This is a genomic window from Luteitalea sp. (assembly GCA_009377605.1).
Lineage (GTDB): Bacteria > Acidobacteriota > Vicinamibacteria > Vicinamibacterales > Vicinamibacteraceae > WHTT01.
This window is the reverse complement of record WHTT01000047.1, coordinates 1-20,308: the sequence shown is the minus strand read 5'-3', so window position 1 is coordinate 20,308 and position 20,308 is coordinate 1. Positions and strand designations below refer to the sequence as shown.

Here is a 20,308-nt window from a genome sequence, read left to right as displayed (position 1 = left end):
GCGTGGCCCCTCATGTCCAGCTGGATCGCGTTCCTTCGCGGGATCAACGTCGGTGGCAACCACATGCTGCCGATGAAGGAGCTGGCGGCGTTGCTCGGCAAACAAGGGTTAACCGACGTTCGGACATATATTCAAAGCGGCAACGTGGTGTTCCGGAGTGCCAAGGCGAACGCACCCACGTTGGAAAAACAGATTGGCAACGCCGTGCTGAAGAGCCATGGATTCCAGCCGCGCGTACTCGTGCTCAGGGTGGCGGAGTTGGAACGCGCCGCGCGCTCGAACCCGTTCCCACAGGCCGACGCCAATCCAAAGGCGCTGCACTTGTTCTTTCTCGCGAGCAAGCCCTCCTCGCCGAATCTCGGCGCATTGCGCGAGCTCAAAGCAGGCGGCGAAGCCTTCGAGCTAATCGACAAGGTGTTCTATCTCTACACGCCGGACGGCTTCGGTACGTCGAAGCTGGCCGAGCGCGCCGTGCGCCACCTTGGCGTCGAGGCCACGGCCCGCAACTGGCGCACCGTTGGCAAGGTGCTCGAAATGGCCAAACTCCTCGGGTAGCCCGCGTCCAAACTAGTGTCGATCTAGGACGATCAGAAGATCACCGCTTATGATCCGACAATGGATGCTTCTAATGTGCTGGCCGACCTTGCAACAGAGCTCGCGGTCACCCTGGTCCGCGCGGCTGAAGGCGGCGTCTCGCGATGAGCGATCGCATGGAGCGGGCCGCCACAGCGGTTGCCATCCGTCTTGCCACTGTCGATGATGCGGCGGCATTGACAGATTTCGCGCGGCAAAGCTTTCTCGACACCTTCGCGGCCGACAACACACCCGAGAACATGGCTCTCTATGTCGCGCAGGCCTTTGGCGCGGCAACGCAGACGCGCGAGCTGACAGACGAGGCCTCGGTGACACTACTGGTGGAGCAGGACGGGCAGCTCGTTGCCTACGCTCAGATGTCCGACGCGCCGCCGCCTGCGTGCGTCGAGGGAGCGGTGCCCATGGAGCTTCGACGCCTCTACGTCGACCGCGGCTGGCAGGGCCAAGGGCTGGCGCTACCCTTGATCCGCGCGATCGAGGCGAAAGCCGTCGAGCGCGGCGCACGGACGATGTGGCTAGGCGTCTGGGACCACAATACCCGCGCCATCGCTTTCTATCGCAAAGCTGGTTATGTCGATGTCGGATGGCAGCCCTTCGTCCTTGGCCGCGACGTGCAACAGGATCGCGTCATGGCGCGCCACCTAGAGTAGCCCACACAAAGCCTGCGCCGGACTCGGAGGCCCTCATGAAACGACTGATACCGACCGTGATCGTGCTCCTGAGCGTCGCTTCGTCGGCCCCCGCAGAGTCCGGTGAGACACCCCTCGCAGGCTACGTGCTCGTCTGGTCGGATGAGTTCGAGGGAGCCTCGCTGGATACCGCACATTGGAACTATCGCACGGACTCGAAGCACTGGAGCGCGCAGGCGCCGCAGAACGTTTCAGTTGAGAACGGCGATCTACTGCTCACACTCCGCAAGCAGAAGAGAGAAGCTAAGAAGTACACAGGAGCAGGGGTGATCAGCAAGCGGCTCTTCGGCTACGGCTACTATGAAGCGCGCTTTCGTATCGCAGCCGGCAAGGGTTGGCACTCGTCCTTCTGGATGATGAAGCACGATGGCTCGGGAGGCACGGGCACCAACGCTGCCGACCTCGAGCTGGACGTCATTGAGAACGATTCCATCAACCTCAATCGTTACGGCGTGAACACACACCGCTGGAAGGGTGAGCACGCCTCCTTCGGGCATAAGAACGTTCAGACGCCACCATTGTCGGACTTTCACGTCTACGGCTGCGAATACACACCGAGCGAGGTCAGGTACTTCTTCGACGGCAAGCTCGTGCAGAGCCTGGACATCTCCGGTCAGCCTCAGGGCGACTTACATATCTGGCTGACCTCTATTGCATCCCACCTTGGCAACACGGATCGCGTCGACGACAGTCGGCTCCCAGGACACGTCTACTTCGACTACGTCCGCTTTTACGAGAAGAAGCCGCAATAATCCGCCAAGGCGGTGCTCGAGGATACCGACGGGACGTACGTTTGCGCGGAAACGCCGCGGCGGATTGCCTGCGGTGCGTCGACCGTGGTGATACGGCATGCGCCAGAAGGCAGGGGCCTCGATGGCGGCGGAAGCGGCCCTGGGGCTATTCCGCGCGTAACGCCTTCACGGGATCGACGACCGTCGCCCTGTGTGCCGGCACATAGCTGGCGAGGGCAGCAGCGGCAACGAGTCCAAGCGAGACGACGACGTACGTCGTGGGATCGAGCCGGCTAATCCCGAACAGAAGGGAGGCCATCAACCGCGTGAGCAGCGCCGCGCCCGCCAGCCCGCAGATCACGCCAATGGTCGACAGGACGAGACCGTGGCGGACGAACATTCCTGTGAGCTGTCCGTGCTGTGCGCCGAGCGCGACGCGGATGCCGATTTCGCGCGTCCGCTGCGAGACCGCATACGCGATGACGCCGTAGATGCCGACGACGCCAAGCAGGAGCGCCATTGCAGCCGCTATCGCCAGCATCACGAGCGTGAACGACGTTCGTGCCAGCGAGCGTTCGTACACATCTCCCAGCGTGCGGATTTGCGCGAGCGGAACACTCGCGTTCACGGCCCCGATTGCTCTTCGGACTTCGTCGAGAAACCCTTCGGTGCCAGTCCGGCTGCTACGGATGGCGAATGACACCGACCGTGGGGCCTGAACCCGATCGTTGAAAAAGTTCTCCATGAGCGCCGGCCAATACACGAGGGCAGGCGCCGGCTCCTGCACGCCGCGGTCATGGACGTCGCCGACGACGCCGACGATTTCACGCCAGGGGTTCTCCGTGCTCTCGCGGATGTGCTTGCCGAGTGCCGCAGCCGGTTCTCGCCACATCTCGCGCGCGAGGTTCTCGGAGATCATGACCACGGGCCTGCGCTCATTCACCTCGGCCCACGTGAAGTCGCGCCCCGCAACGAGTGGAGTGCCGACGGTCCGGAGGAATCCTGGCGACACGAACTTAAATCGGCGCACGGGAGGGCTCTGCCGCTCGGCGGATGTCTGCTCTCGGGCGAGGAGCACGGAGTCGCTGGTGCCCCCTTCCATCGGCGCGGAGCTGGTGAACGATGCCGTGGAGACACCAGGGATGGCGGCGAGCCGATCGCGCATATCGCTCTGCATGCGGAAGACCCGTTCCTCGTCCGCCACCTGTGTCTCGGGAATCCCCACGCGCACCAACTGGACGTGGTCGGGATCGCTGAATCCAGGTTGCACGGCGCGCAGCGCCAGGAACGTGCGAATCATGAGGCCAGAGCCCACCAGCAGCATCAACGCCAGGGCCACCTGGACGACAACCAACGTGTTGCGCGCCCGGTGACGCTCTTTGCTCGCACTCGACGTGCGGCCGCTGCCTCGAAGCGCTCGCGCGATCTGCGGGCCGGCGTGCTTGGCCACCGGAATACAGCCGAACAGGAGGCCCGAGAGCACCGAAACGATCAGCGTGAACCACAAGACCGTCGGATCGATGGTGATCTCGTTGAGCCGCGGGAGCGTCGCTGGCCCGATGGCGACGAGCAGCCGCAGCGCCGCAAATGCGAGCGCCAAGCCAAGTGCTCCGCCGAACAGGCCCAGCGCCAAACTCTCGATCAGCAACTCGCGCGCGATGCGGGCCCAGCCCGCGCCGAGCGCGGCGCGGATCGCCAGCTCGTGCTGACGTCCTTCTGCGCGCACCAAGAGGAGATTCGCCACATTGGCGCAGGCGATCAACAGCACGATCCCAATGGTCCCCATGAGGACCCAGAGCACGCTCCCAACGTCGCCCACTACCTCTTCCTTCAACGGACGTAGTGCCGGTGTCAGCCGGACATCTTCGAAGAACGCCCGGTCGATGCCCGGAAATGTCGGCCAGGTGTTCAGCCAGATGGGAATCATCCGCGAGACGTCTGCGTTGGCTTGCGCGAGCGTCACACCAGGCTCGAGCCGTGCGAGACCCTGAAAGCTGAACTGGCCAAGGTTTAGCTTCTCGCGCTCGAAGCGGAGTGGCTGAATGAGATCCGGATCGGCATTCAGGAATCGGAACTCTTCGGACATCACGCCGATGACGGTCCGCGGTCGCGAATCCACGGTCAGGCGACGGCCAATGACCGAGCCGTCACCGCCGTACCGCCGCTGCCAGTAGCCGTAGGTGAGCATCACCGTGTCCGGAGATCCCGGGGTATGGTCCTTCTGCGAGAACCGGCGTCCAATCAGCGGTTGCGCGCCGAGCACCTGGAGCGTGCCATGGCTGACGTACAGACTCTGGACCTGTTCCGGCTCGCCCTGTCCGGTCACGCTATCGCTGCCCGCGTTCCAGAGGCCCAACTCCTGAAAGCTGTGATTCTCGTCGCGGTAGGTGAAGAGCAACGCGGCCGACATTGACACGTCCGCATCGTCGCTCACGCCCGGTGCTGTGTGCTCCAGGCTCACCAACTCCCCGGGCTTCGGATAGGGCAACGGCTTGACGAGCACGCCGTTGACCACGCTGAAGACCGCGGTCGTGGCGCCAATGCCGAGCGCGAGCATGAGGCTGGAGACGATGGTGAATCCTGGCACCCTCCGCAGCGCACGCAAGCCGTAGCGGAGGTCGCGCACGGCGTCTTCGAGCAACGCGGAACGAAACTCATCCCGCGTGCCTTCCTTGACGCGCTCCATCCCGCCAAACCTGAGCATCGCCCGACGACGTGCCTCGTCCCGGCTCATAACAGCCCGCTCGTTCTTCTCGATTTGCTGATCGACGTGGAAGCGGATCTCTTCTTCGAGGCCGCGTTCGATCTCGTGCCGTCGCCCGATCGACCGAATCCGGCGCCAGGCCTCGGTCATCCATCTCATGAGGCTTCCCCGCTATTCGATGGTGGCCTGCAGCACCATGTTCACGGCGCGTGACATGCGCTGCCACTGCTCGATCTCATCGCTGAATCGTCGTCTTCCCTCACGCGTCAGCGAGTAGTAGCGCGCGCGGCGATTGTTCTCGGTAACATTCCACTCGGATCGAATGAGACCTTGACGCTCGAGCCGATAGAGCGCCGGGTAGAGCGTGCCCTGCCCGAGCTGCAACACGCTCTCCGACCATTGCTCGATGCGCTCGGTAATGCCCCAGCCGTGCATTGGCTCGAGCTGCAGCGCCTTTAGCACGAGCATGTCGAGTGTGCCCTGTAGAAGGTCGCTCTTGTCCTTGCTCACGTCTCTCCTTTCGATATACGAAAGAAGAATAGATCTGGTTCCTTTCGACTGTCAAGGGAACTGGCGCCTCCCCGTGGCGCCATGCTGCGACCAAACGCCATCACATTTGCGTTTGGTCGTGCTATTCGCTATTCTGACGGCATATGGTACGGCGGCGATACTGGATCGAGCGCCTCACCAAGGCATGGGAGCGGCGGTCGGTCCTCTGGCTCGCCGGTGTCCGCCGCGCCGGTAAGACGGTCCTCTGCCAAAGCCTTGATAACGTCGAGTACTTCGACTGCGAGCTGCCCCGCACGCGGCGGCTCATGGAGGCTCCTCAGGGGTTCCTCGAGGAGTTGCGCGGGCGCCGTATTGTCTTGGACGAAGTGCATCGTTTGCCCAACCCATCCGAGCTCTTGAAGATTGCCGCGGATCACTTCCCAGAGACCCAGGTCCTCGCGACCGGCTCCTCGACCCTCGAGGCGACGGCGAAGTTTCGAGACACCTTGGCCGGCCGCAAGGAAACCGTCTGGCTGACGCCCATGCTTCTGCCCGACCTCGAGGACTTCCGCCGCAGGAACCTTACACATCGCTTCCTGCGAGGTGGTCTGCCCCCATTCTTCCTCGCCGACGAGCTCCCTGAACGAGATTTTCAGGAATGGATGGATGCCTACTGGGCGAAGGACATCCAGGAGCTGTTTCGTCTCGAGCGGCGGTCGTCGTTTCAGCGGTTCGCAGAGTTGCTGTTCGCCCAGAGCGGCGGCCTGTTCGAGGCGACGCGGTTCGCGGCGTCGTGCGAGGTCAGCCGCCAAACGATCATGAACTATCTGGGCGCGCTGGAGGCGACGTTCGTCGTCCACGTCGTACGCCCTTACAGCACCCACAAACCGACCGAGATCGTGGCGGCTCCCAAGGTGTACGCCTTCGACACCGGCTTTGTCTGCTACCACCGCGGGTGGGTCACGCTACGACCGGACGATATGGGGCTGCTGTGGGAGCACGTCGTCCTCAACGAGATACAGGGACGCTTGCAGCACCGGGCCCTGCGTTACTGGCGCAACAAGCGAGGTGCCGAAATAGACTTCGTGCTGCCTCGCCGTGGCCGGGGTGACCCGATCGCCGTCGAGTGCAGGTGGACAACGGCGTCGTTCCACGAGAGCTGCCTTCTCGCCTTTCGGCGTCTCTATCCCAAGGGTGAGAGCTTCGTGGTCGCCAGGGACGTCGAGCAATCGTTCGTGCGCACGTACAACGGTCTCCGGGTCAGGTTTGTCTCCCTGGAGGGCCTAATCGCCCAACTCTCCGGTGAACCGCTGGCCGCGGCATGATTCCGAGCGACCTTTACTTGGCCTGGAGCATCTCCGTGTAGCGACGTTGCATTTCGGCACCGGAGACCTCTTCGATCTGATGGCCAATGTTCCAGCGATGGCCGAAGGGGTCCCGGATGCAGCCGGAACGCTCGCCGTAGAACTCGTCTTTCGGCTCCATTTCAATGGTCGCGCCCGCGCCGACGGCACGCCGAATCACCTCGTCCGCGTTGTCAACGTGAAGATGGATGGTGACGGGCGTGCCCATTCCGGGCTGCGGCGCCCTGATGCCGTACTCCGGGAACTCGTCGGACAGCATCAGCGTCGCGCCGCCGAAATCGAGCTCGGCGTGCCCGATGCGGCCACTGGGCTCGGTGAGGCGAAGCTTCTCCTTCGCCTCGAACGCTGTCGTATAGAAAGCAATGGCCTCCGCCGCGTTCGTGACGCAGAGGTAGGCGAACAATTCGCGAACCGCCATCGTGTCCCTCCTCTCGACGAAAGAACCAACCAACCCCTGGGAGCACAGTAGCGCCGTCGGCCTACTACCGACCCGAGGTGTCGTCCACGGCGTCGAACAGGCGCAACGGGTCGTCGGAAAGACGAAGAGCGATGTGCGCCTGCCCAGTCGGCAAGACATGTTCACGATGGGCCAGGAACGGCCGTGGCCCCTGCACTTCGTCCGTCGCCCAGACGACCTGCACGAACGGCCGCAGGGCCGGTCGGGGAGCTCGCTTCAGCACCATGGCATCGGCCAGAGACGTGTCGCTTCCATTGTGGCCCCGCGACCATCGGTTCTTCAAGGCGGAACGAGCATGACGCTCAGCTCCCGCGCCGGTTCGACGGCGGTGACGCTGTCCGGAGGTGGAGCAGTCATCCACCTAGGTATATCTTCGTGATCCATAATGTTCTCTACCTCATCTGCTACGTGCTCAAGCCTTGGAGTCTGAGATGCGCTACTTCGCCACGCTGTTCCTCGGTGCCGCGGCTGTCCTGCTCGTGGGGCCCGGGCCCGCACTCGCGCAGATCGACGCGCGAATGTTCCGATACCCCGACATCTCGGCCACGCACATCACGTTCGTGTATGCGGGCGACATCTGGATCGTTCCGAAGGAAGGGGGCGTCGCCTCGCACCTCAGCTCGCCCGCGGGCGAGGAGGCGTTCCCCCGCTTCTCTCCCGACGGATCACACATCGCGTTCAGCGCCAACTACGATGGCAACCTCGACGTGTACGTCGTGCCGGCGATGGGCGGCGATCCGGTGCGCGTCACCCATCATCCGGCGGCCGATCGGCTCCTGGACTGGCATCCCGACGGAGCGCGCGTGCTCTTCGCCTCGCAGCGCGAGAGCGGTCGCCAACGCTTCAACCAATTCTTCCTCGCTTCGGCTGAAGGCGGCCTGCCCGAGAAGCTGCCGGTCCCCTACGGCGAGTTCGCCGCCTTCTCGCCAGACGGTAAGGAGCTCGTCTACCTGCCGCAGTCGCAGGCATTCCGCACGTGGAAGCGCTATCGCGGCGGCTGGGCGCCCGACGTGTGGCTCTTCAACCTCACGAGCCTCGACGCGAAGAACATCTCGGCGAGCGAGGCAATCGACGAGCATCCCATGTGGCACGGCAACACGATCTATTTCGTGTCCGACCGCGGCCCCAGGCAGCGGCACAATATCTGGGCCTACGACCGAGCCACTGGGGCGGTCCGTCAAGTGACACGGTTCGACGAGTTCGACATCACGTTCCCTGCCATCGGTCCGAGCGACATGGTCTTCGAGGCGGGAGGGCGCCTGTACCGCCTCGACCTCGAGACCGAGCGAGTAGCCGAAGTCGCTATTCGTGTCGTGACCGATCGCTCGACGCTCAAGACGCGCACCGTGAAGGTTGGCGATTCGATCACGTCCGCCAGCGTGTCGCCGACCGGCAAGCGCGCGGTATTCGAGGCACGGGGTGATGCGTTCACGGTGCCGGCCGAGCACGGGCCAGTTCTCGACGTCACGCGCAGCTCCGGGGTCGCGGAGCGTTACCCCCGCTGGTCACCAGACGGTAAGACCCTTGCTTACTGGACCGACCGCTCCGGCGAATACGAGCTCGCGCTTCGTCTCGTCAGCGGAGCGGGCGAGGAGCGAGTCGTCACGAAGCTCGGTCCCGGTTACCGCTATCCTCCGCACTGGTCGCCGGACAGCACGCGCGTCGCGTTTGCCGACGAAAAGCTCCAGATTCAGCTCTACGACGTCGCGCGCAACGAGGCAACGGTGATCGATCAGAGCCCGATCTTCATGGACAACGGGACGCTACAACGCCTGCCGATCCACTGGTCGGCCGACTCTCGCTGGATCGCCTGGGCCCGGCCGGACGCGCAGACACGCAGCGAAGCGGTGTTCCTCTATGACACGAAGACAGCGCAGCGCCACCAGGTGACGTCTGGCTACTTCCAGGACTCGAGCCCGGTCTTCGATCCGGAAGGGCGCTACCTGTACTTCTTCTCGAACCGACACTTCGAGCCCGTCTACAGCGATTTCGACAATTCGTGGACCTACCCGAACGCCACGCACATCGTCGCCGTGCCGCTGAGAAAGGACGTGCCGTCGCCGCTGGCCGCGCGCAACGACGCCGAGGGGGAAGACGAAGCAGAGGAGGATGACACCGACGAGAAGAAGAAGAAGGAAGCAAGCGAGCAAGACGAGGCAGATGAGACGGAGAGCGAGCAAGACGAGAAGGATGCGACTGACGAGAAGGATGAGAAGCCGAAGCCGGTGGAGATCGACATCGAGGGCTTCGAAGCGCGGGCCGTCGTTTTGCCGCCGAAGCCAGGCAACTACGCGGATCTCTTCGCCGTGAACGGCAAGGTGCTCTACCGGCGCGGGCCGCGTACGGGCTCCAGCGACGAGAAGAGCCCCCTTGTCTATTTCGATCTCGAGGAGCGCGAAGAGAAGACCGTGCTTGCGGATGCCGACGGTTTCGAGCCGACCTTCGACGGCAAGAAGCTGTTCGTCCTCCACGAGAAGAAGTACGCGATGGTCGAGCTCGACGAGAAGCAGAAGTTCGAGAAGCCGATGCGGACTGCCGAGATGGAGGCGGTCATCGATCCGGCGGCCGAGTGGCGACAGATGTTCGCAGACACCTATCGCCTCGAGCGTGACTTCTTCTACGACCCGAACATGCACGGCGTCGACTGGGCGGCGGCGCGCGACCGCTACGCGAAGCTGCTGGACGCGGCCGTCACACGGTGGGACGTGAACTTCGTCCTCGGGGAGTTCATCGCCGAGCTGAACGCGTCGCATACCTACCGCGGAGGTGGCGACGAGCAGAAGGCACCCACGCGTGGCGTCGGCATGCTGGGCGCGGACTGGGCGCTCGAGAACGGCGCGTATCGCATCGCGCACATCGTGTCGGGCGGGACGTGGAGCGCCGATGTGCGGTCGCCACTGGCCGAGCCCGGTGTCGACGTCGAACAAGGCGACTACGTGCTCGCCGTGAACGGCAGTCCACTCGATACGGCAAAGGACCCCTGGGCGGCGTTCCAGGGGTTGGCCAATGAGACGGTCGTCCTCACGGTGAACGAGAAGCCCACGGTCGATCGTGCCCGACGTGTCGTCGTCAAGTGCCTCACGGACGAGACGGAGCTGCGGTTTCGGGCGTGGGTCGAGGAGCGCCGCCAGCGCGTCGCAGAAGCCACGAAGGGCCGTGTGGGCTACGTCTACGTGCAGAGCACGGGGAGAGACGCGCAGAACGAGCTCATACGGCAGTTCATGGCGGCCTGGCGCAAGGACGGCCTGATCATCGACGAGCGGTTCAACAGCGGCGGGCAGATTCCGGACCGCTTCGTCGAGCTGCTCAATCGCCCGATTCTCAGCCACTGGGCCGTCCGGCACGGCGAAGACTGGCAGTGGCCACCGGTGGCACACCGCGGACCGCAAGTGATGCTCATCAACGGCTGGAGCGGCTCGGGCGGCGACGCCTTTCCGTTCTACTTTCGCGAGGCGGAGCTCGGGCCGCTCATCGGGACGCGAACCTGGGGCGGCCTCATCGGCATCAGCGGAGCGCCGGGCCTGGTCGATGGCGGGACGGTCACCGTCCCCACGTTCCGCATGTACGACGTGAAGGGACAGTGGTTCGCCGAAGGGCACGGGGTGGAGCCGGACATCGAGGTGCCCGAAGATCCCTCGGAGCTCGCACGAGGTACGGATCCTCAGCTCGAGCGGGCGATAGCCGAAGTGCTCGACCGGATCGCGAAGCAACCCGCTGCACCGTCGCGCCCGGCGTATGAGCGCCGCGTGCCGAAGCCAGTGATTGAAACGGGAGGGCGTTAGAGGTCCTTGGTTCCTGGTTCGAGGGTTCGGGGGTTAGGGCCTGTCAGGGAATAAGTGTGCCGTTCTGGGTGTCGAGGCGCCCGTCTGGCGAGGCGCGAGGAGTGCGCATACCGGGAGTATGTAAGCGACGAGCAACGCTGCCAGACGGGATGCATCGGCAGCCAGAATGGTGCACTTATTCCCTGACAGGCCCTTAGCCTGAACGAAGAAGCGTGAGCAGAAAAAGGGGACAGGGCCCTCTTCGGGCGGCGTCAGTTCCGAAAGAGGAGTCTGTCTCCTTTCTCGAGCGTCACGTTATCGGGAAACGCGCTCCCCATTCGGCGTCGCAGGTGCGCTTCCGTGCGGATGATCTCTCCATCGGCAGCGAGGGGCCGCACCAGATGAACCGTCGCAGGTGCGGCCAGCGCCATCAGCTCGGGCAGGTCCGTCACCTCGAGCACGCCGGGTAAGAAGAGACGAGCGGGCGCTCGATAATCGCGCGTGGCCGCGAGATCGGAGTAGCTGACGATCCCCTCTTCGACCCACAGCGCATTCACATCGTTTTGGGCGGCGGCAAAGAGCCCTGCCGGCGTCACGATGCCAGCGACGTGCAGGACACGCTCGGACGCAGGGTCCGGCAGCTGCTGTTCCAGGAACGCCAGGCCCGTCAGGAGATCGCGCGCCTGCCAGGCAACCACGCTGGTGCCGAGGAGCCACGCACGCGCGGCGAGCTGGTAGTCGGACGAGTAACCACCGTCCTGTCGCGACGGCGCCAGCAGACCAGCGCCACGCACGTTCAGCTCGAGGGCAACGTAGCCGCGCTCTGCCCAAGCGCGCGCAGCCTCGCCAGGTTCATCGGATGCGTTCTCACTCTCCGCGCTCTCTCGACCATCGGCCACGAGCACCGTTCCGCGCGGGCGCTGCTCCCGCGGATGAACGAGTAGCGCGCGCAACGTCAGGTTGGTATCGACGGTCAGCTCCAGACGCTCGGTTCGCAGACCACGCGTTGGCCCCACATCTTCGCGATGCACAGCAGACGCTGCTGGAAACTCGTCGGGAAGCTGCAGCAGCGCGCGCAGCGAGGCTGGCGTTGCAGATGAGCGGGTCTGCTTCAAGCGCCGCGCACGATCGAGGTTGACGTCGAAGATCGTGCGCGACTCGAAGGCTGTCGCCACCTGTCCAGTTGGTGTCGCACGCAACGCTTCGGCCGTCTCTATCGTCACGTCGCCCTCGGCCGAGCCGGCAGCGCCGCCGCGCCACCATTTCTGGAACCACGCATACGCCGCTTCGCGTAGTGGCTGCGACCAGCCGTGCTTGTCGTCGTGCTCGGCGTGTGCCACGCGGTCGGCCGCGTCAATCGCCTCGTACGCACGCCGCACTTCAGCCATGGTCGCGCGTGCGCCGTCGATTGGGAAAAAGTCCTGGATGGCGCTCGATACGAGGTACGGCCGTGGCTGCGCGGCGATGATGAGATCCGAGAAGTCGAGCCCACGTGCCAGGAATCCGGGCAGAACCTGCTCCATGTCCTGCGGTCCCCGCTCTTTCCACAGCTCTGCCCAGGACGTGATGTAGCAGGACGAGTTGATCGCCGAGAGGCGCTCCTCGACCACGGCGAGCCAAGCCGTCTGGGTGCCGCCGCCCGAGTTGCCGGCCACACCCAGACGCTTGGGATCGACGTCTGAGCGCGTCAACAGATAGTCGATCGCTCGAACGCCGTCCCACGCAAAGTAGCGGGCGATGCTGGTGCCCGTGAGCAGACACTGTTGGCCCGCGTGCCTATGCTCGGGGGTGCCAATGCCAACGCGTGACGTGCCGGTCGCCGGATCGAAGTATTCGAGACGCTCACCTTGACCGGGTGGATCGTAGGCCAGAACGATGATGCCGCGGCGTGCGAGGCTGATCCACACGTGCTGGTAGATCGGCGCCGCCTTTCCCTCGTCTGAGTGTCCAGCCGTGCCGAGCAGGGCCGGAAAGGGGCCGGATCCAGTCGTGGGCACGTAGAGATTGGCTGCTACGAAGAAGCCCGGGAGGCTCTCGAAGACCAGGCGCTCAATGCGGTAGTCGCCGCGATCGAGCCGCCCGGTGATGCGTGCGTTCAAGGGGGCACGCTCTGCCGGAAGGCCGCCCATCGCTTCGAGCACTTGACGGCGAACCTCGGTGGCCCGACGCCGGATCTCCTCGGCGGTCGAGGCGTCGCTTCTCTTGCGAGCGCCGTTGCTGAGGGCCTGCTCGGCCTGGGCATCAAGCCAGTCGTCGAACCGCGCGGCCGGCGTGGCGTCCTGAGCCGCATGCGCTTCGCGTTGGGTCTGTGGTGTAGCGCAAACGACCAGAGTCGCCGCAAGTACCAGCAGTGCTCGGGAGGGCATGACCACCGATAATAGCCCAGAGCGACCGAGCCGGCACCAGTGGCAGCACTTCCTGAGGAACGCCGATCAGCGCTCGACCTCCTGATCCGCGGCTTCCATCCGGAAGAAGCTGTCGTCGATGGCTGGATTGATCTTCACGCCGCTCAGCGTAATGGTCGTCATGGGGCGGCCGTTCATGAGCATCTCGGTCCGAAAGGGCAGCATGATGCCGTCGACCTTTCGCCAGTCCGAAAGGCGCTCCTCGCGCACGACCTTCTTGCCCTGGACCTCGGCCTGCATGACGACTCGGAGAATGAGCCCCGTTGCATCATCCAGGTAGAGCACGGGACTCGGACCCTCGGGATAAGACAGTTGCAGCTTGTGCGCCCTCTTGCCGTCGACCTGCACGGTACCCTGCTCGTCGATCTCGATGTCGCGTTCCTCGTAATCCAAGAAGGGCGGATCGAAGGTCGCTTCGGCTCTCGCCGACTCTGCAGCCTCGCCGGTCACGAGCTGCGGTTTATCCCCCATGCGCGGATGACGCACCCAGAGGTCTTTCCCGTCGAACGCGTTCGTGATGATCTGATCGTCGATGCGGACATCCTGGCGTCTCAAGTTCGGGCGCTTGGTCCACAGCGTGAGCTCCGCCTTCTGCCCTTCGGGACCGGTCATCGTGCCATTGCTCTGAATGGCTTCGAGGCGCCGCCATGCGGCCTCGCCGCCCAACGCGGTCAGGTTCTTTCGAGCGAGCTCGTCGACGGTCTGTGCGAAGCCGTCCGAGCCCCAAAGACACAGGAGTCCGACCAGGGCGATGCTCTTGATGAGCTTGTGCATGATTTTCCCTCCGAACGTGCAGACCATGGCGACACGATCTGCATTCTCATCGTAGCGCAGGGGCGGACGAGCTGTGCTATGTACCCGCCATGGACTGGTCGACATGAAAATCCTGTCGTGGAACGTCAACGGTATTCGGAAGCGAGCCGGTGAGGTTGCCGAGTTGCTCGCCCGCGAGGCGCCTGATGTGGCGTGCCTGCAAGAGATCAAAGCGTCGGCGGATCTCGTGCCAATTGCCCTCTTCGAGATGGCCGGCTACTGGAGCTACTGGCATGGCGGCAAAGGGTACTCGGGCATCGCGCTGCTGGTTCGGCGCGCGCACAGCGCGCGCCAGCCGGAGTTCTCCCATCCCGACTTCAACGTCGAGCATCGGATTGCCACGACTTCCATGGGAGGTCTCACGATTGCGTCCGTTTACGTGCCCAACGGCGGACGGGACTTTCCAGCCAAGCTGCGGTTTCTCGAAGCCATGGGGAACTACGTGGCGGCAACCCGGACACAAGGGGAATCGGTCGTGCTGTGCGGTGACATGAACGTCGCGCGAGCGGAGATGGACGTCCATCCGAAGGAGCGGAAGGCCAACGCCGTCGGCCAACGTCCAGACGAGCGTGCGCTGTTCGAGCGTGTGCTCGATCAGGGTCTCGTCGACGTCGGCCGGACGTTCGATCCGGACAACGATGGCCTGTTCACCTGGTGGGCGCCGTGGCGCAGCATGCGTCAACGGAACATCGGCTGGCGCATCGACTACATCTTGGCGGCAACGCCCGTGGCTGGAGCGACCCGGAGCTCCCGTGTCCTCGCGGAATTCGGCACCAGCGATCATGCGCCGCTCGTCGCGGAGTTCGACGTCTGATAGTCTCGCACGGCGCGCTCGGCGAACGCGCGCTACCAAAGAAAGGTAGGGCCGCCTCGCCGAGGCGGCCGCGCGGTACGGACCAACCACGAAGGACGGCGGCCAGCCGTCAACCTTCACCCTTGCGGAGCTGCTCCTTCAAGTAATCACAGGACCGCACGGTAAGCGCCATGATGGTCAGCGTGGGGTTCTGGCAACCACCGGACGTGAAGCCTGCCGCGTCCATGACGAAGAGATTCTTGACGTCGTGTGCTTGTTGGAACTGATTGAGCACCGACGTCTTTGGGTCAGCACCCATACGAGCGACACCCATCTCGTGGATGCCGAAGCCGGGAACTCGATCAGGGACGGCGAACGGCACGATGTTCTTTCCGCCCGCCGCCTCCAACATCTCGGCGGCCGTCTCCGCCATGTCCGGGATGATCGCCCGCTCGTTCTCACCCCACGCCATGTGAATGCGGAGCACGGGAATGCCGAACGTATCGACGACGCCGCGGTCGATCTCGACATAGTTCGTCTCGTACGGCAAGCACTCGCCAAACCCGGAGAGCTTGACCGTGGTCAGGCCCTCTTCCACGGTAGCTTTGTATCTCGCGCCGAATCCAGCCGCACCCATGTTGAACGAGGTGGCCCCGCCCCCCTGGAAGCCGTAGCCGCGCAGGAACTTGCCAAACGGCCTCTCACTCTTGCGGTTACGAAAGCGAATGACGTACAGGCCGTTGGGCCGCCGCGGGGCGTTGTGGGATGGCTTCTGGGAAAATTGTGGAAACTCCGCCTCTGCGCCGCCCGCCACCCACATGTGGTCCATCAGGTACTTACCAAGGACGCCGCTCGAGTTCGCCAGACCGTTCGCGTACCGCCGGGTCGCGGAGTTCAACAAGATGCGGACCGATTCGAGCGCCTGCGCGCACAATATGACGACGCGGCCGAAGATCTCTTTCGGCTGTCGCGTCACGCGATCGATGTAGACGACACCCTTCGCGCGGCCGGTTCCCTCGTCCATCACGACCTGATACGCCATCGCGTTGGGCACGAGCGTGCAGCGGCCGGTCTCGATAGCATCCGGAATCGTCGTGAACGCCGCGTTGAAATACGAGCGGGTCACGCAGCCGCGCTCGCAGGGGCCGCAGTAGTGGCACGCTGCGCGTCCATTCACAGGGCGCGTGAGATTGGCGGATCTGCCAAGCGTCACGATCCGGCCGAACTTTGCCTTGACGTTCGTGCGCAGGGCTGTCTCTGCGCATGTCATGCCCATGGGTGGCAAGAAGTGACTATCCGGCAGCTCCGGCACGCCCTCGGCAATACCCGTGATGCCGACGTACTGCTCGACGATCTCGTAGTACGATGCCAAATCCGCGTGGCTGAGCGGCCAATCCATCCCAAAGCCATCGGCTGAAGCCGCCTTGAAGTCGAGATCGCCGAACCGATAACTTTGGCGTCCCCACACGTTCGTGCGCCCACCGACGATCCGCATGCGCCCTTGCCAACTGAAAGGCTTGCCGTCCGGCGTGGTGTACGGCTCTTCGAGGTCGTTGGCGAACCAGTCGTAGTTGTACTCCTGGCAGGCGTAGCAGTCTTTTTGGCGCGGCCGCGTGCGGCGAATCAGCTCCGCGACGCGATCGCGATACTTCACCTGGAAGGGCGGGATATGCTCCCGGTTGTCTTCGGCCGTGTGCGGCCGGCCGGCATCGAGCAAGGCGACCTCCAACCCTGCCTCGGAGAGGCGCTTCGCCGCCCACCCCCCGGAGGCGCCCGCGCCGACCACGACCACGTCGAACGTCTTGCCCGCCGCCTCGCCACCCTGCTGCAACACCCGAACCTCCTTGCTCCCACCGGGAACCGGTGTCGATTGAGTTGTGAGTTCTCGGAGCTTAATGCAAGACCAGGATGTGTGTCATCTCTTCATCTCCTCCTGTATTCTTGGCACCAAAGCAACGCGCAAGTCACGTTCAACCCGAGGAGGGGCCATGGGATTCAGACGCGCTTCGATGTTCGCCCTGGTGGCAGCGTTGCTGCTGCCGCCGAGCATGCTCACGGCGCAGGCACCGCCGCCACAGACTGACGAGGCGGACGCCCCGCGCACGGTCTGGTACTTCTACCGGGTCAAGTGGGGGGCCCAGGAGCGGTTCCTCGATCTCTTCCAGAAGAACCACTACCCCGTTCTCCAGGAACAGCTCGGGTCGCGGCTCGTGTCCATCAACACCTACGTGCCGACGTATCATGGCGACGGCCGGGCCGATTGGACGTTTGCCGTGGCCCTGACGTTCAAGAACACCGCGGCGCTCGTGCAGCCAGTCGATGAAATTGCGATTGCACGACAGCTCTACAAGGATTTCGCCGTCTGGCGTCAGGAAGAGCGCGAGCGCTTCGAGCTCCTAGAGGCGCACTGGGATGTGCCGCTGAACGAGATCGACCTCGAAACGCGGGAACCGTCAGGCGAGGGAGCACGCTAACCAGGCACCGGCCATCGGGAGCCAGCGGTGCACAGAGCGACAGTACGCTTCGTCGTCGTCGCCAAACAGCCGGCGTAGTGTCGGCTCTTCCTAGAGGACGACGAAGAGGTGAACGATTATGGCGAGCACTGCCGTCACCGCAAGCACGGACCAGGAGCGCCAGAGAAGCCCCAAGCCGAGCCAGGTCAGCAGGCCACCGACGTACATCGGGTTCCGAACGTAGCGATACGGTCCGACAATGACCAGCGCTCGTGGCGGGTCGAACGGCGCGGGCGTTCCGCCGCCGCGCACGACAAAGCAAGCTGCGCACGCTAGAGCGAGGAGGCCACCAGTCAACATCAGCGCCGCGCCGACCGGCATTACGCTCGCTGGAAGCATTGTGTCGGAAGGCGCGTCGAGGTCTGGCGCGCTGAGCGCGAGCCACGTGAAGGCGAGAACGAAGCCAGCCATGTAAGTGACGGCACGGATCGCAACGGCGATCGTCTGCATGACACCCTCCACCTTGTCACCCAATGCCAAGGAGATCGTTCAAGGAGCCTACGAGGTACTTCCAGAGGAGGTAGTACGCCACCAAGCCGAGCGGCAAGACCACCGGGAACAACTGTGCGGCGGTCAACGGAAAGGGAACGCCTACGGCCCTCGCCACGAGATATCCAGCCGGCACGAGCAGGAGTGGTAGAAGCGCGCCGTGGAGACCAATCGGCCAGCTCACGCGCTTTCGCAGCCACACGTAGAGGATGTTCCACGCGCCCCAGGAGTTTGGCACGGCCGCCATCGGAAAGACGACCACACGCTCGACTGGCACGTCGACGTCGTAGACGTAGCGAGCGATGACGAAGGCCGTCAGGATGACCAGCAGAAACAGCGTCGGCAGGGTGATCCCTGCCATGTACGCTCGGATGTACGGGTGCGTCTTCATACCGAGCTCCGAGATGGTAGGGCGCGCTCGCCGAGCGCGCCGTTACGGCCGCCTCGGCGAGGCGGCCCTACCTAGAGCAACGACAGGAATGGCAACAGAATCTCCGGCAGGAAGGCGGCCGTTGCCACTAACCCTCCAACGAGCACCCAATCGACGAGCGACACACGTCGCGGCGGCTCGTCCAGGCGCCTCGCCATGCGCGGCCACAGGTCGCGACGAAGCCGCAGGTCGACGGGCGGCAGCGCCTGCTGCAGCAATGCTCGGATTCGCTCCTCACGTTGATTCGCCATCGTCACTCCACGAGATCACTGAGCCAGCGTCGCATGTGGCGCACGGCGCGGAAAACACGCGACTTCACAGTGCCCACCGACACACCCAGCGCGTCGGCAATCTGGTCGTATGGCTGTTCCTCGACCAATGCGAGAGTCGCGGCGGCGCGCAGCTTCGGTGAGAGGCGGTCCAACGCGCCGCCAATCCTCTGTCGTATCTCTCGTTGTTCGAGCACATCGACCGCATCCGGCTGAGTCTGCGGCTCGGGCACCCTCGAGGGATCGAGCTCGACCTCCACGCGGTGCCGCTTCAGGTGCTCCAGCGCGAGATTCGTGGCTATCCGCCGCGCCCAGGCGCCAAAGCTTCGCGTCGCGTCGAACCGAGCATGAGCACGGTAGATGCGCCAGAAGGCGTCGATTGTCAGCTCCTCGGCCACGGACGGGTTCCGGACGAGGCGAACGATCCAGCCGTACACCTCTCCTTGGTGCTGGCGGAACAGCGTCTCGAACGCGTCGAGATCGCCGGCCGCAAACCGTTGCAGCAGGTCCATCCACGTGCTCTAAAGGCTCTTACCGCCGAAGGGACGCCGCGGTTCCCTCCGCTGCCCGACCGACGGCCGCACCAAGCAACACCTGAGATCGGCGCCAGTCCACGGAGGCGGTTCATGCCGACAAGGCCGGCGTGCTTCCTCTCTCTGTGCTTCCTCTCTCTGTTGTTGACAAGTGAAATGTCCGGTTCTTGTTTGACACGTGATCTGTCCGGTTCGTTCTCAACTCCAAGGAGAAGAATGGCTGTGGGAATGTGGGAATCTCGCGTTCTGTGCGAGATTTCCAAGCGCCTGTGGGCATCGTTCTGTGATGTCCACCGGCGCGTCATTTCCACAGCGGGGTTCATGCCGTTGCCGCTGTGGCGCCCGTGCTGCGGGTGCGGGCTTGGCACCTACAGCCATCTGGCCGATCTGGTCGCGCCCGCGGAAGGCGATATCGGATCCTCGATGGCGGACAAGGAGTCGCCTCACGCGTGGGCGGCGTTCCGCGACGAGCGGATTGCAGCCCTCCGGCGCGCGGGCGGGCGGATGATCTGGCAGTTCAACGAGAACGAAGAGCTGACGCGCCTCCTGCTGGACGACGCGTGCGATCGTGGCACGCGCATAGCAGTTTTGGCGATTACCGGCGCTCTTGGAATGTTCGCGTCCGTGCTCGCTGATTCCGACCCGGCCGCGGAGCGCTTCTGGCCTCAGTGGCGTGGGCCGGAGGCAACGGGTGGGTCGAAACAGGCTGATCCACCGATCGAGTGGAGCGAGACGAGCAACATTCGATGGAAGGTGGAGATCCCCGGGCGCGGCTCGGCGACTCCTGTGATCTGGGGTGATCGGCTCTTCCTCGTGACCGCGGTTCCGAAGGATGTGTCAGGAGCGGATGCTCACGAGCCGCGAGGCGGCGTCGAGCCGAGAGAGGTTCACCGCTTCACCGTCATGGCGCTCGACCGGCGTACGGGGCGGGTTGTTTGGGAGCAGGTCGCCAAGGAAGGAGCCCCTCACGAAGGGGCGCATCGCGAGCACGGCACCTGGGCCTCGAGCTCGGCGGTGACCGACGGTGAGCGTGTGTTTGCCTCCTTCGAATCGCATGGCCTGTACGCCTATGACATGGATGGCAAGCTCCTCTGGCAGAAAGACCTCGGCGACAAGCAGATGCGCAACGAGTTCGGCGAAGGAAGCACGCCCGCGCTCTACAACAATCGGCTCGTGCAGGTCTGGGATCATCAGGGCGACTCCTTCATCGTGACGCTCGATGCACTGACCGGAAAGGAGCTCTGGCGGCGCGAGCGTGACGAGATCGACTCCTG

Annotated in this window: 19 protein-coding genes; 8 read left to right on the top strand and 11 right to left on the bottom strand. The window is 64.1% G+C overall.

Annotated features, from left to right (window positions below; all coding sequences use genetic code 11):
* The first annotated feature begins 12 nt into the window (after positions 1 to 12).
* The 3 genes from GEV06_16225 (at position 13) to GEV06_16215 (ending at position 2,035) form a co-directional block, all read left to right on the top strand.
* Positions 13 to 555 (top strand): DUF1697 domain-containing protein, encoded by a 543-nt coding sequence (locus tag GEV06_16225; GenBank protein MPZ19443.1) that lies wholly within the window; start codon positions 13 to 15, stop codon positions 553 to 555.
* A 143-nt stretch (positions 556 to 698) separates the two neighbouring features.
* Positions 699 to 1,244 carry a GNAT family N-acetyltransferase gene (locus GEV06_16220; GenBank protein ID MPZ19442.1) on the top strand — a complete coding sequence of 182 codons (546 nt, stop codon included), beginning with the start codon at positions 699 to 701 and terminating at the stop codon, positions 1,242 to 1,244.
* Entirely contained in the window at positions 1,178 to 2,035 is an 858-nt protein-coding gene (locus GEV06_16215) for a family 16 glycosylhydrolase (GenBank protein MPZ19441.1), read from the top strand. The genes GEV06_16220 and GEV06_16215 overlap by 67 nt, the downstream gene beginning before the upstream one ends.
* 145 nt (positions 2,036 to 2,180) lie before the next feature.
* Here GEV06_16215 and GEV06_16210 read toward each other — a convergent pair whose 3' ends face one another.
* The gene (locus GEV06_16210; GenBank protein MPZ19440.1) at positions 2,181 to 4,718 is read right to left on the bottom strand and encodes an FtsX-like permease family protein; all 2,538 of its coding nucleotides are present in this window, start codon (positions 4,716 to 4,718) and stop codon (positions 2,181 to 2,183) included.
* A gap of 171 nt (positions 4,719 to 4,889) precedes the next feature.
* Positions 4,890 to 5,228 (bottom strand): PadR family transcriptional regulator, encoded by a 339-nt coding sequence (locus GEV06_16205; protein MPZ19439.1) that lies wholly within the window; start codon positions 5,226 to 5,228, stop codon positions 4,890 to 4,892.
* Positions 5,229 to 5,371: 143 nt separating this feature from the next.
* Between GEV06_16205 and GEV06_16200 the strand changes: the two genes are divergently transcribed.
* Complete coding sequence (locus GEV06_16200) at positions 5,372 to 6,532, top strand: AAA family ATPase (protein MPZ19438.1); 1,161 nt, start codon at positions 5,372 to 5,374, stop codon at positions 6,530 to 6,532.
* 13 nt (positions 6,533 to 6,545) lie between these two features.
* Here the strand turns inward: GEV06_16200 and GEV06_16195 are convergent, their stop codons facing one another.
* Positions 6,546 to 6,989, bottom strand: a complete 444-nt coding sequence (locus GEV06_16195) for a VOC family protein (protein ID MPZ19437.1) — start codon at positions 6,987 to 6,989, stop codon at positions 6,546 to 6,548.
* A 64-nt stretch (positions 6,990 to 7,053) separates the two neighbouring features.
* Entirely contained in the window at positions 7,054 to 7,311 is a 258-nt protein-coding gene (locus tag GEV06_16190; GenBank protein MPZ19436.1) for a hypothetical protein, read from the bottom strand.
* Between the two features lie 148 nt (positions 7,312 to 7,459).
* Here GEV06_16190 and GEV06_16185 point away from each other — a divergent pair, with 148 nt between their 5' ends.
* Entirely contained in the window at positions 7,460 to 10,810 is a 3,351-nt protein-coding gene (locus GEV06_16185) for a peptidase S41 (GenBank protein ID MPZ19435.1), read from the top strand.
* 251 nt (positions 10,811 to 11,061) lie between these two features.
* Here GEV06_16185 and GEV06_16180 read toward each other — a convergent pair whose 3' ends face one another.
* Together GEV06_16180 and GEV06_16175 are read right to left on the bottom strand one after the other, a co-directional pair.
* Positions 11,062 to 13,155, bottom strand: a complete 2,094-nt coding sequence (locus tag GEV06_16180) for a hypothetical protein (GenBank protein MPZ19434.1) — start codon at positions 13,153 to 13,155, stop codon at positions 11,062 to 11,064.
* Positions 13,156 to 13,221: 66 nt separating this feature from the next.
* Positions 13,222 to 13,968 carry a hypothetical protein gene (locus GEV06_16175; GenBank protein ID MPZ19433.1) on the bottom strand — a complete coding sequence of 249 codons (747 nt, stop codon included), beginning with the start codon at positions 13,966 to 13,968 and terminating at the stop codon, positions 13,222 to 13,224.
* Between the two features lie 103 nt (positions 13,969 to 14,071).
* Between GEV06_16175 and xth the strand changes: the two genes are divergently transcribed.
* The gene (gene xth, locus GEV06_16170; protein ID MPZ19432.1) at positions 14,072 to 14,821 is read left to right on the top strand and encodes an exodeoxyribonuclease III; all 750 of its coding nucleotides are present in this window, start codon (positions 14,072 to 14,074) and stop codon (positions 14,819 to 14,821) included.
* A 109-nt stretch (positions 14,822 to 14,930) separates the two neighbouring features.
* Here xth and GEV06_16165 read toward each other — a convergent pair whose 3' ends face one another.
* Positions 14,931 to 16,634, bottom strand: a complete 1,704-nt coding sequence (locus GEV06_16165) for a GMC family oxidoreductase (GenBank protein ID MPZ19431.1) — start codon at positions 16,632 to 16,634, stop codon at positions 14,931 to 14,933.
* A 154-nt stretch (positions 16,635 to 16,788) separates the two neighbouring features.
* Between GEV06_16165 and GEV06_16160 the strand changes: the two genes are divergently transcribed.
* Positions 16,789 to 17,274, top strand: coding sequence for a hypothetical protein (locus tag GEV06_16160; GenBank protein ID MPZ19430.1), 486 nt, complete (start codon positions 16,789 to 16,791; stop codon positions 17,272 to 17,274).
* 90 nt (positions 17,275 to 17,364) lie between these two features.
* Here GEV06_16160 and GEV06_16155 read toward each other — a convergent pair whose 3' ends face one another.
* The 4 genes from GEV06_16155 to GEV06_16140 all read right to left on the bottom strand — a co-directional run bounded on the left by GEV06_16155 (position 17,365) and on the right by GEV06_16140 (position 19,013).
* Positions 17,365 to 17,763 carry a hypothetical protein gene (locus tag GEV06_16155; protein ID MPZ19429.1) on the bottom strand — a complete coding sequence of 133 codons (399 nt, stop codon included), beginning with the start codon at positions 17,761 to 17,763 and terminating at the stop codon, positions 17,365 to 17,367.
* 16 nt (positions 17,764 to 17,779) lie between these two features.
* Positions 17,780 to 18,193: a hypothetical protein gene (locus tag GEV06_16150; protein ID MPZ19428.1), complete on the bottom strand. Its 414-nt coding sequence runs from the start codon at positions 18,191 to 18,193 to the stop codon at positions 17,780 to 17,782.
* A 71-nt stretch (positions 18,194 to 18,264) separates the two neighbouring features.
* Complete coding sequence (locus tag GEV06_16145) at positions 18,265 to 18,483, bottom strand: hypothetical protein (GenBank protein ID MPZ19427.1); 219 nt, start codon at positions 18,481 to 18,483, stop codon at positions 18,265 to 18,267.
* Between the two features lie 2 nt (positions 18,484 to 18,485).
* Positions 18,486 to 19,013 (bottom strand): sigma-70 family RNA polymerase sigma factor, encoded by a 528-nt coding sequence (locus GEV06_16140; protein ID MPZ19426.1) that lies wholly within the window; start codon positions 19,011 to 19,013, stop codon positions 18,486 to 18,488.
* A 114-nt stretch (positions 19,014 to 19,127) separates the two neighbouring features.
* On the opposite strand from GEV06_16140, the gene GEV06_16135 reads away from it, so the two are divergent.
* A partial coding sequence (locus GEV06_16135; GenBank protein MPZ19425.1) for a PQQ-binding-like beta-propeller repeat protein occupies positions 19,128 to 20,308 on the top strand: 1,181 nt, incomplete at its 3' end.

What these genes read in the sequence shown, in the direction of transcription:
- GEV06_16225 (MPZ19443.1), top strand. Translation starts at nt 13, where the DNA reads ATGTCCAGCTGGATCGCGTTCCTTCGCGGGATCAACGTCGGTGGCAAC.
- GEV06_16220 (MPZ19442.1), top strand. Translation starts at nt 699, where the DNA reads ATGAGCGATCGCATGGAGCGGGCCGCCACAGCGGTTGCCATCCGTCTT.
- GEV06_16215 (MPZ19441.1), top strand. Translation starts at nt 1,178, where the DNA reads ATGGCAGCCCTTCGTCCTTGGCCGCGACGTGCAACAGGATCGCGTCAT.
- GEV06_16210 (MPZ19440.1), bottom strand. Translation starts at nt 4,718, where the DNA reads ATGCTCAGGTTTGGCGGGATGGAGCGCGTCAAGGAAGGCACGCGGGAT.
- GEV06_16200 (MPZ19438.1), top strand. Translation starts at nt 5,372, where the DNA reads ATGGTACGGCGGCGATACTGGATCGAGCGCCTCACCAAGGCATGGGAG.
- GEV06_16195 (MPZ19437.1), bottom strand. Translation starts at nt 6,989, where the DNA reads ATGGCGGTTCGCGAATTGTTCGCCTACCTCTGCGTCACGAACGCGGCG.
- GEV06_16185 (MPZ19435.1), top strand. Translation starts at nt 7,460, where the DNA reads ATGCGCTACTTCGCCACGCTGTTCCTCGGTGCCGCGGCTGTCCTGCTC.
- GEV06_16180 (MPZ19434.1), bottom strand. Translation starts at nt 13,155, where the DNA reads ATGCCCTCCCGAGCACTGCTGGTACTTGCGGCGACTCTGGTCGTTTGC.
- GEV06_16175 (MPZ19433.1), bottom strand. Translation starts at nt 13,968, where the DNA reads ATGCACAAGCTCATCAAGAGCATCGCCCTGGTCGGACTCCTGTGTCTT.
- xth (MPZ19432.1), top strand. Translation starts at nt 14,072, where the DNA reads ATGAAAATCCTGTCGTGGAACGTCAACGGTATTCGGAAGCGAGCCGGT.
- GEV06_16160 (MPZ19430.1), top strand. Translation starts at nt 16,789, where the DNA reads ATGGGATTCAGACGCGCTTCGATGTTCGCCCTGGTGGCAGCGTTGCTG.
- GEV06_16155 (MPZ19429.1), bottom strand. Translation starts at nt 17,763, where the DNA reads ATGCAGACGATCGCCGTTGCGATCCGTGCCGTCACTTACATGGCTGGC.
- GEV06_16150 (MPZ19428.1), bottom strand. Translation starts at nt 18,193, where the DNA reads ATGAAGACGCACCCGTACATCCGAGCGTACATGGCAGGGATCACCCTG.
- GEV06_16145 (MPZ19427.1), bottom strand. Translation starts at nt 18,483, where the DNA reads ATGGCGAATCAACGTGAGGAGCGAATCCGAGCATTGCTGCAGCAGGCG.
- GEV06_16140 (MPZ19426.1), bottom strand. Translation starts at nt 19,013, where the DNA reads ATGGACCTGCTGCAACGGTTTGCGGCCGGCGATCTCGACGCGTTCGAG.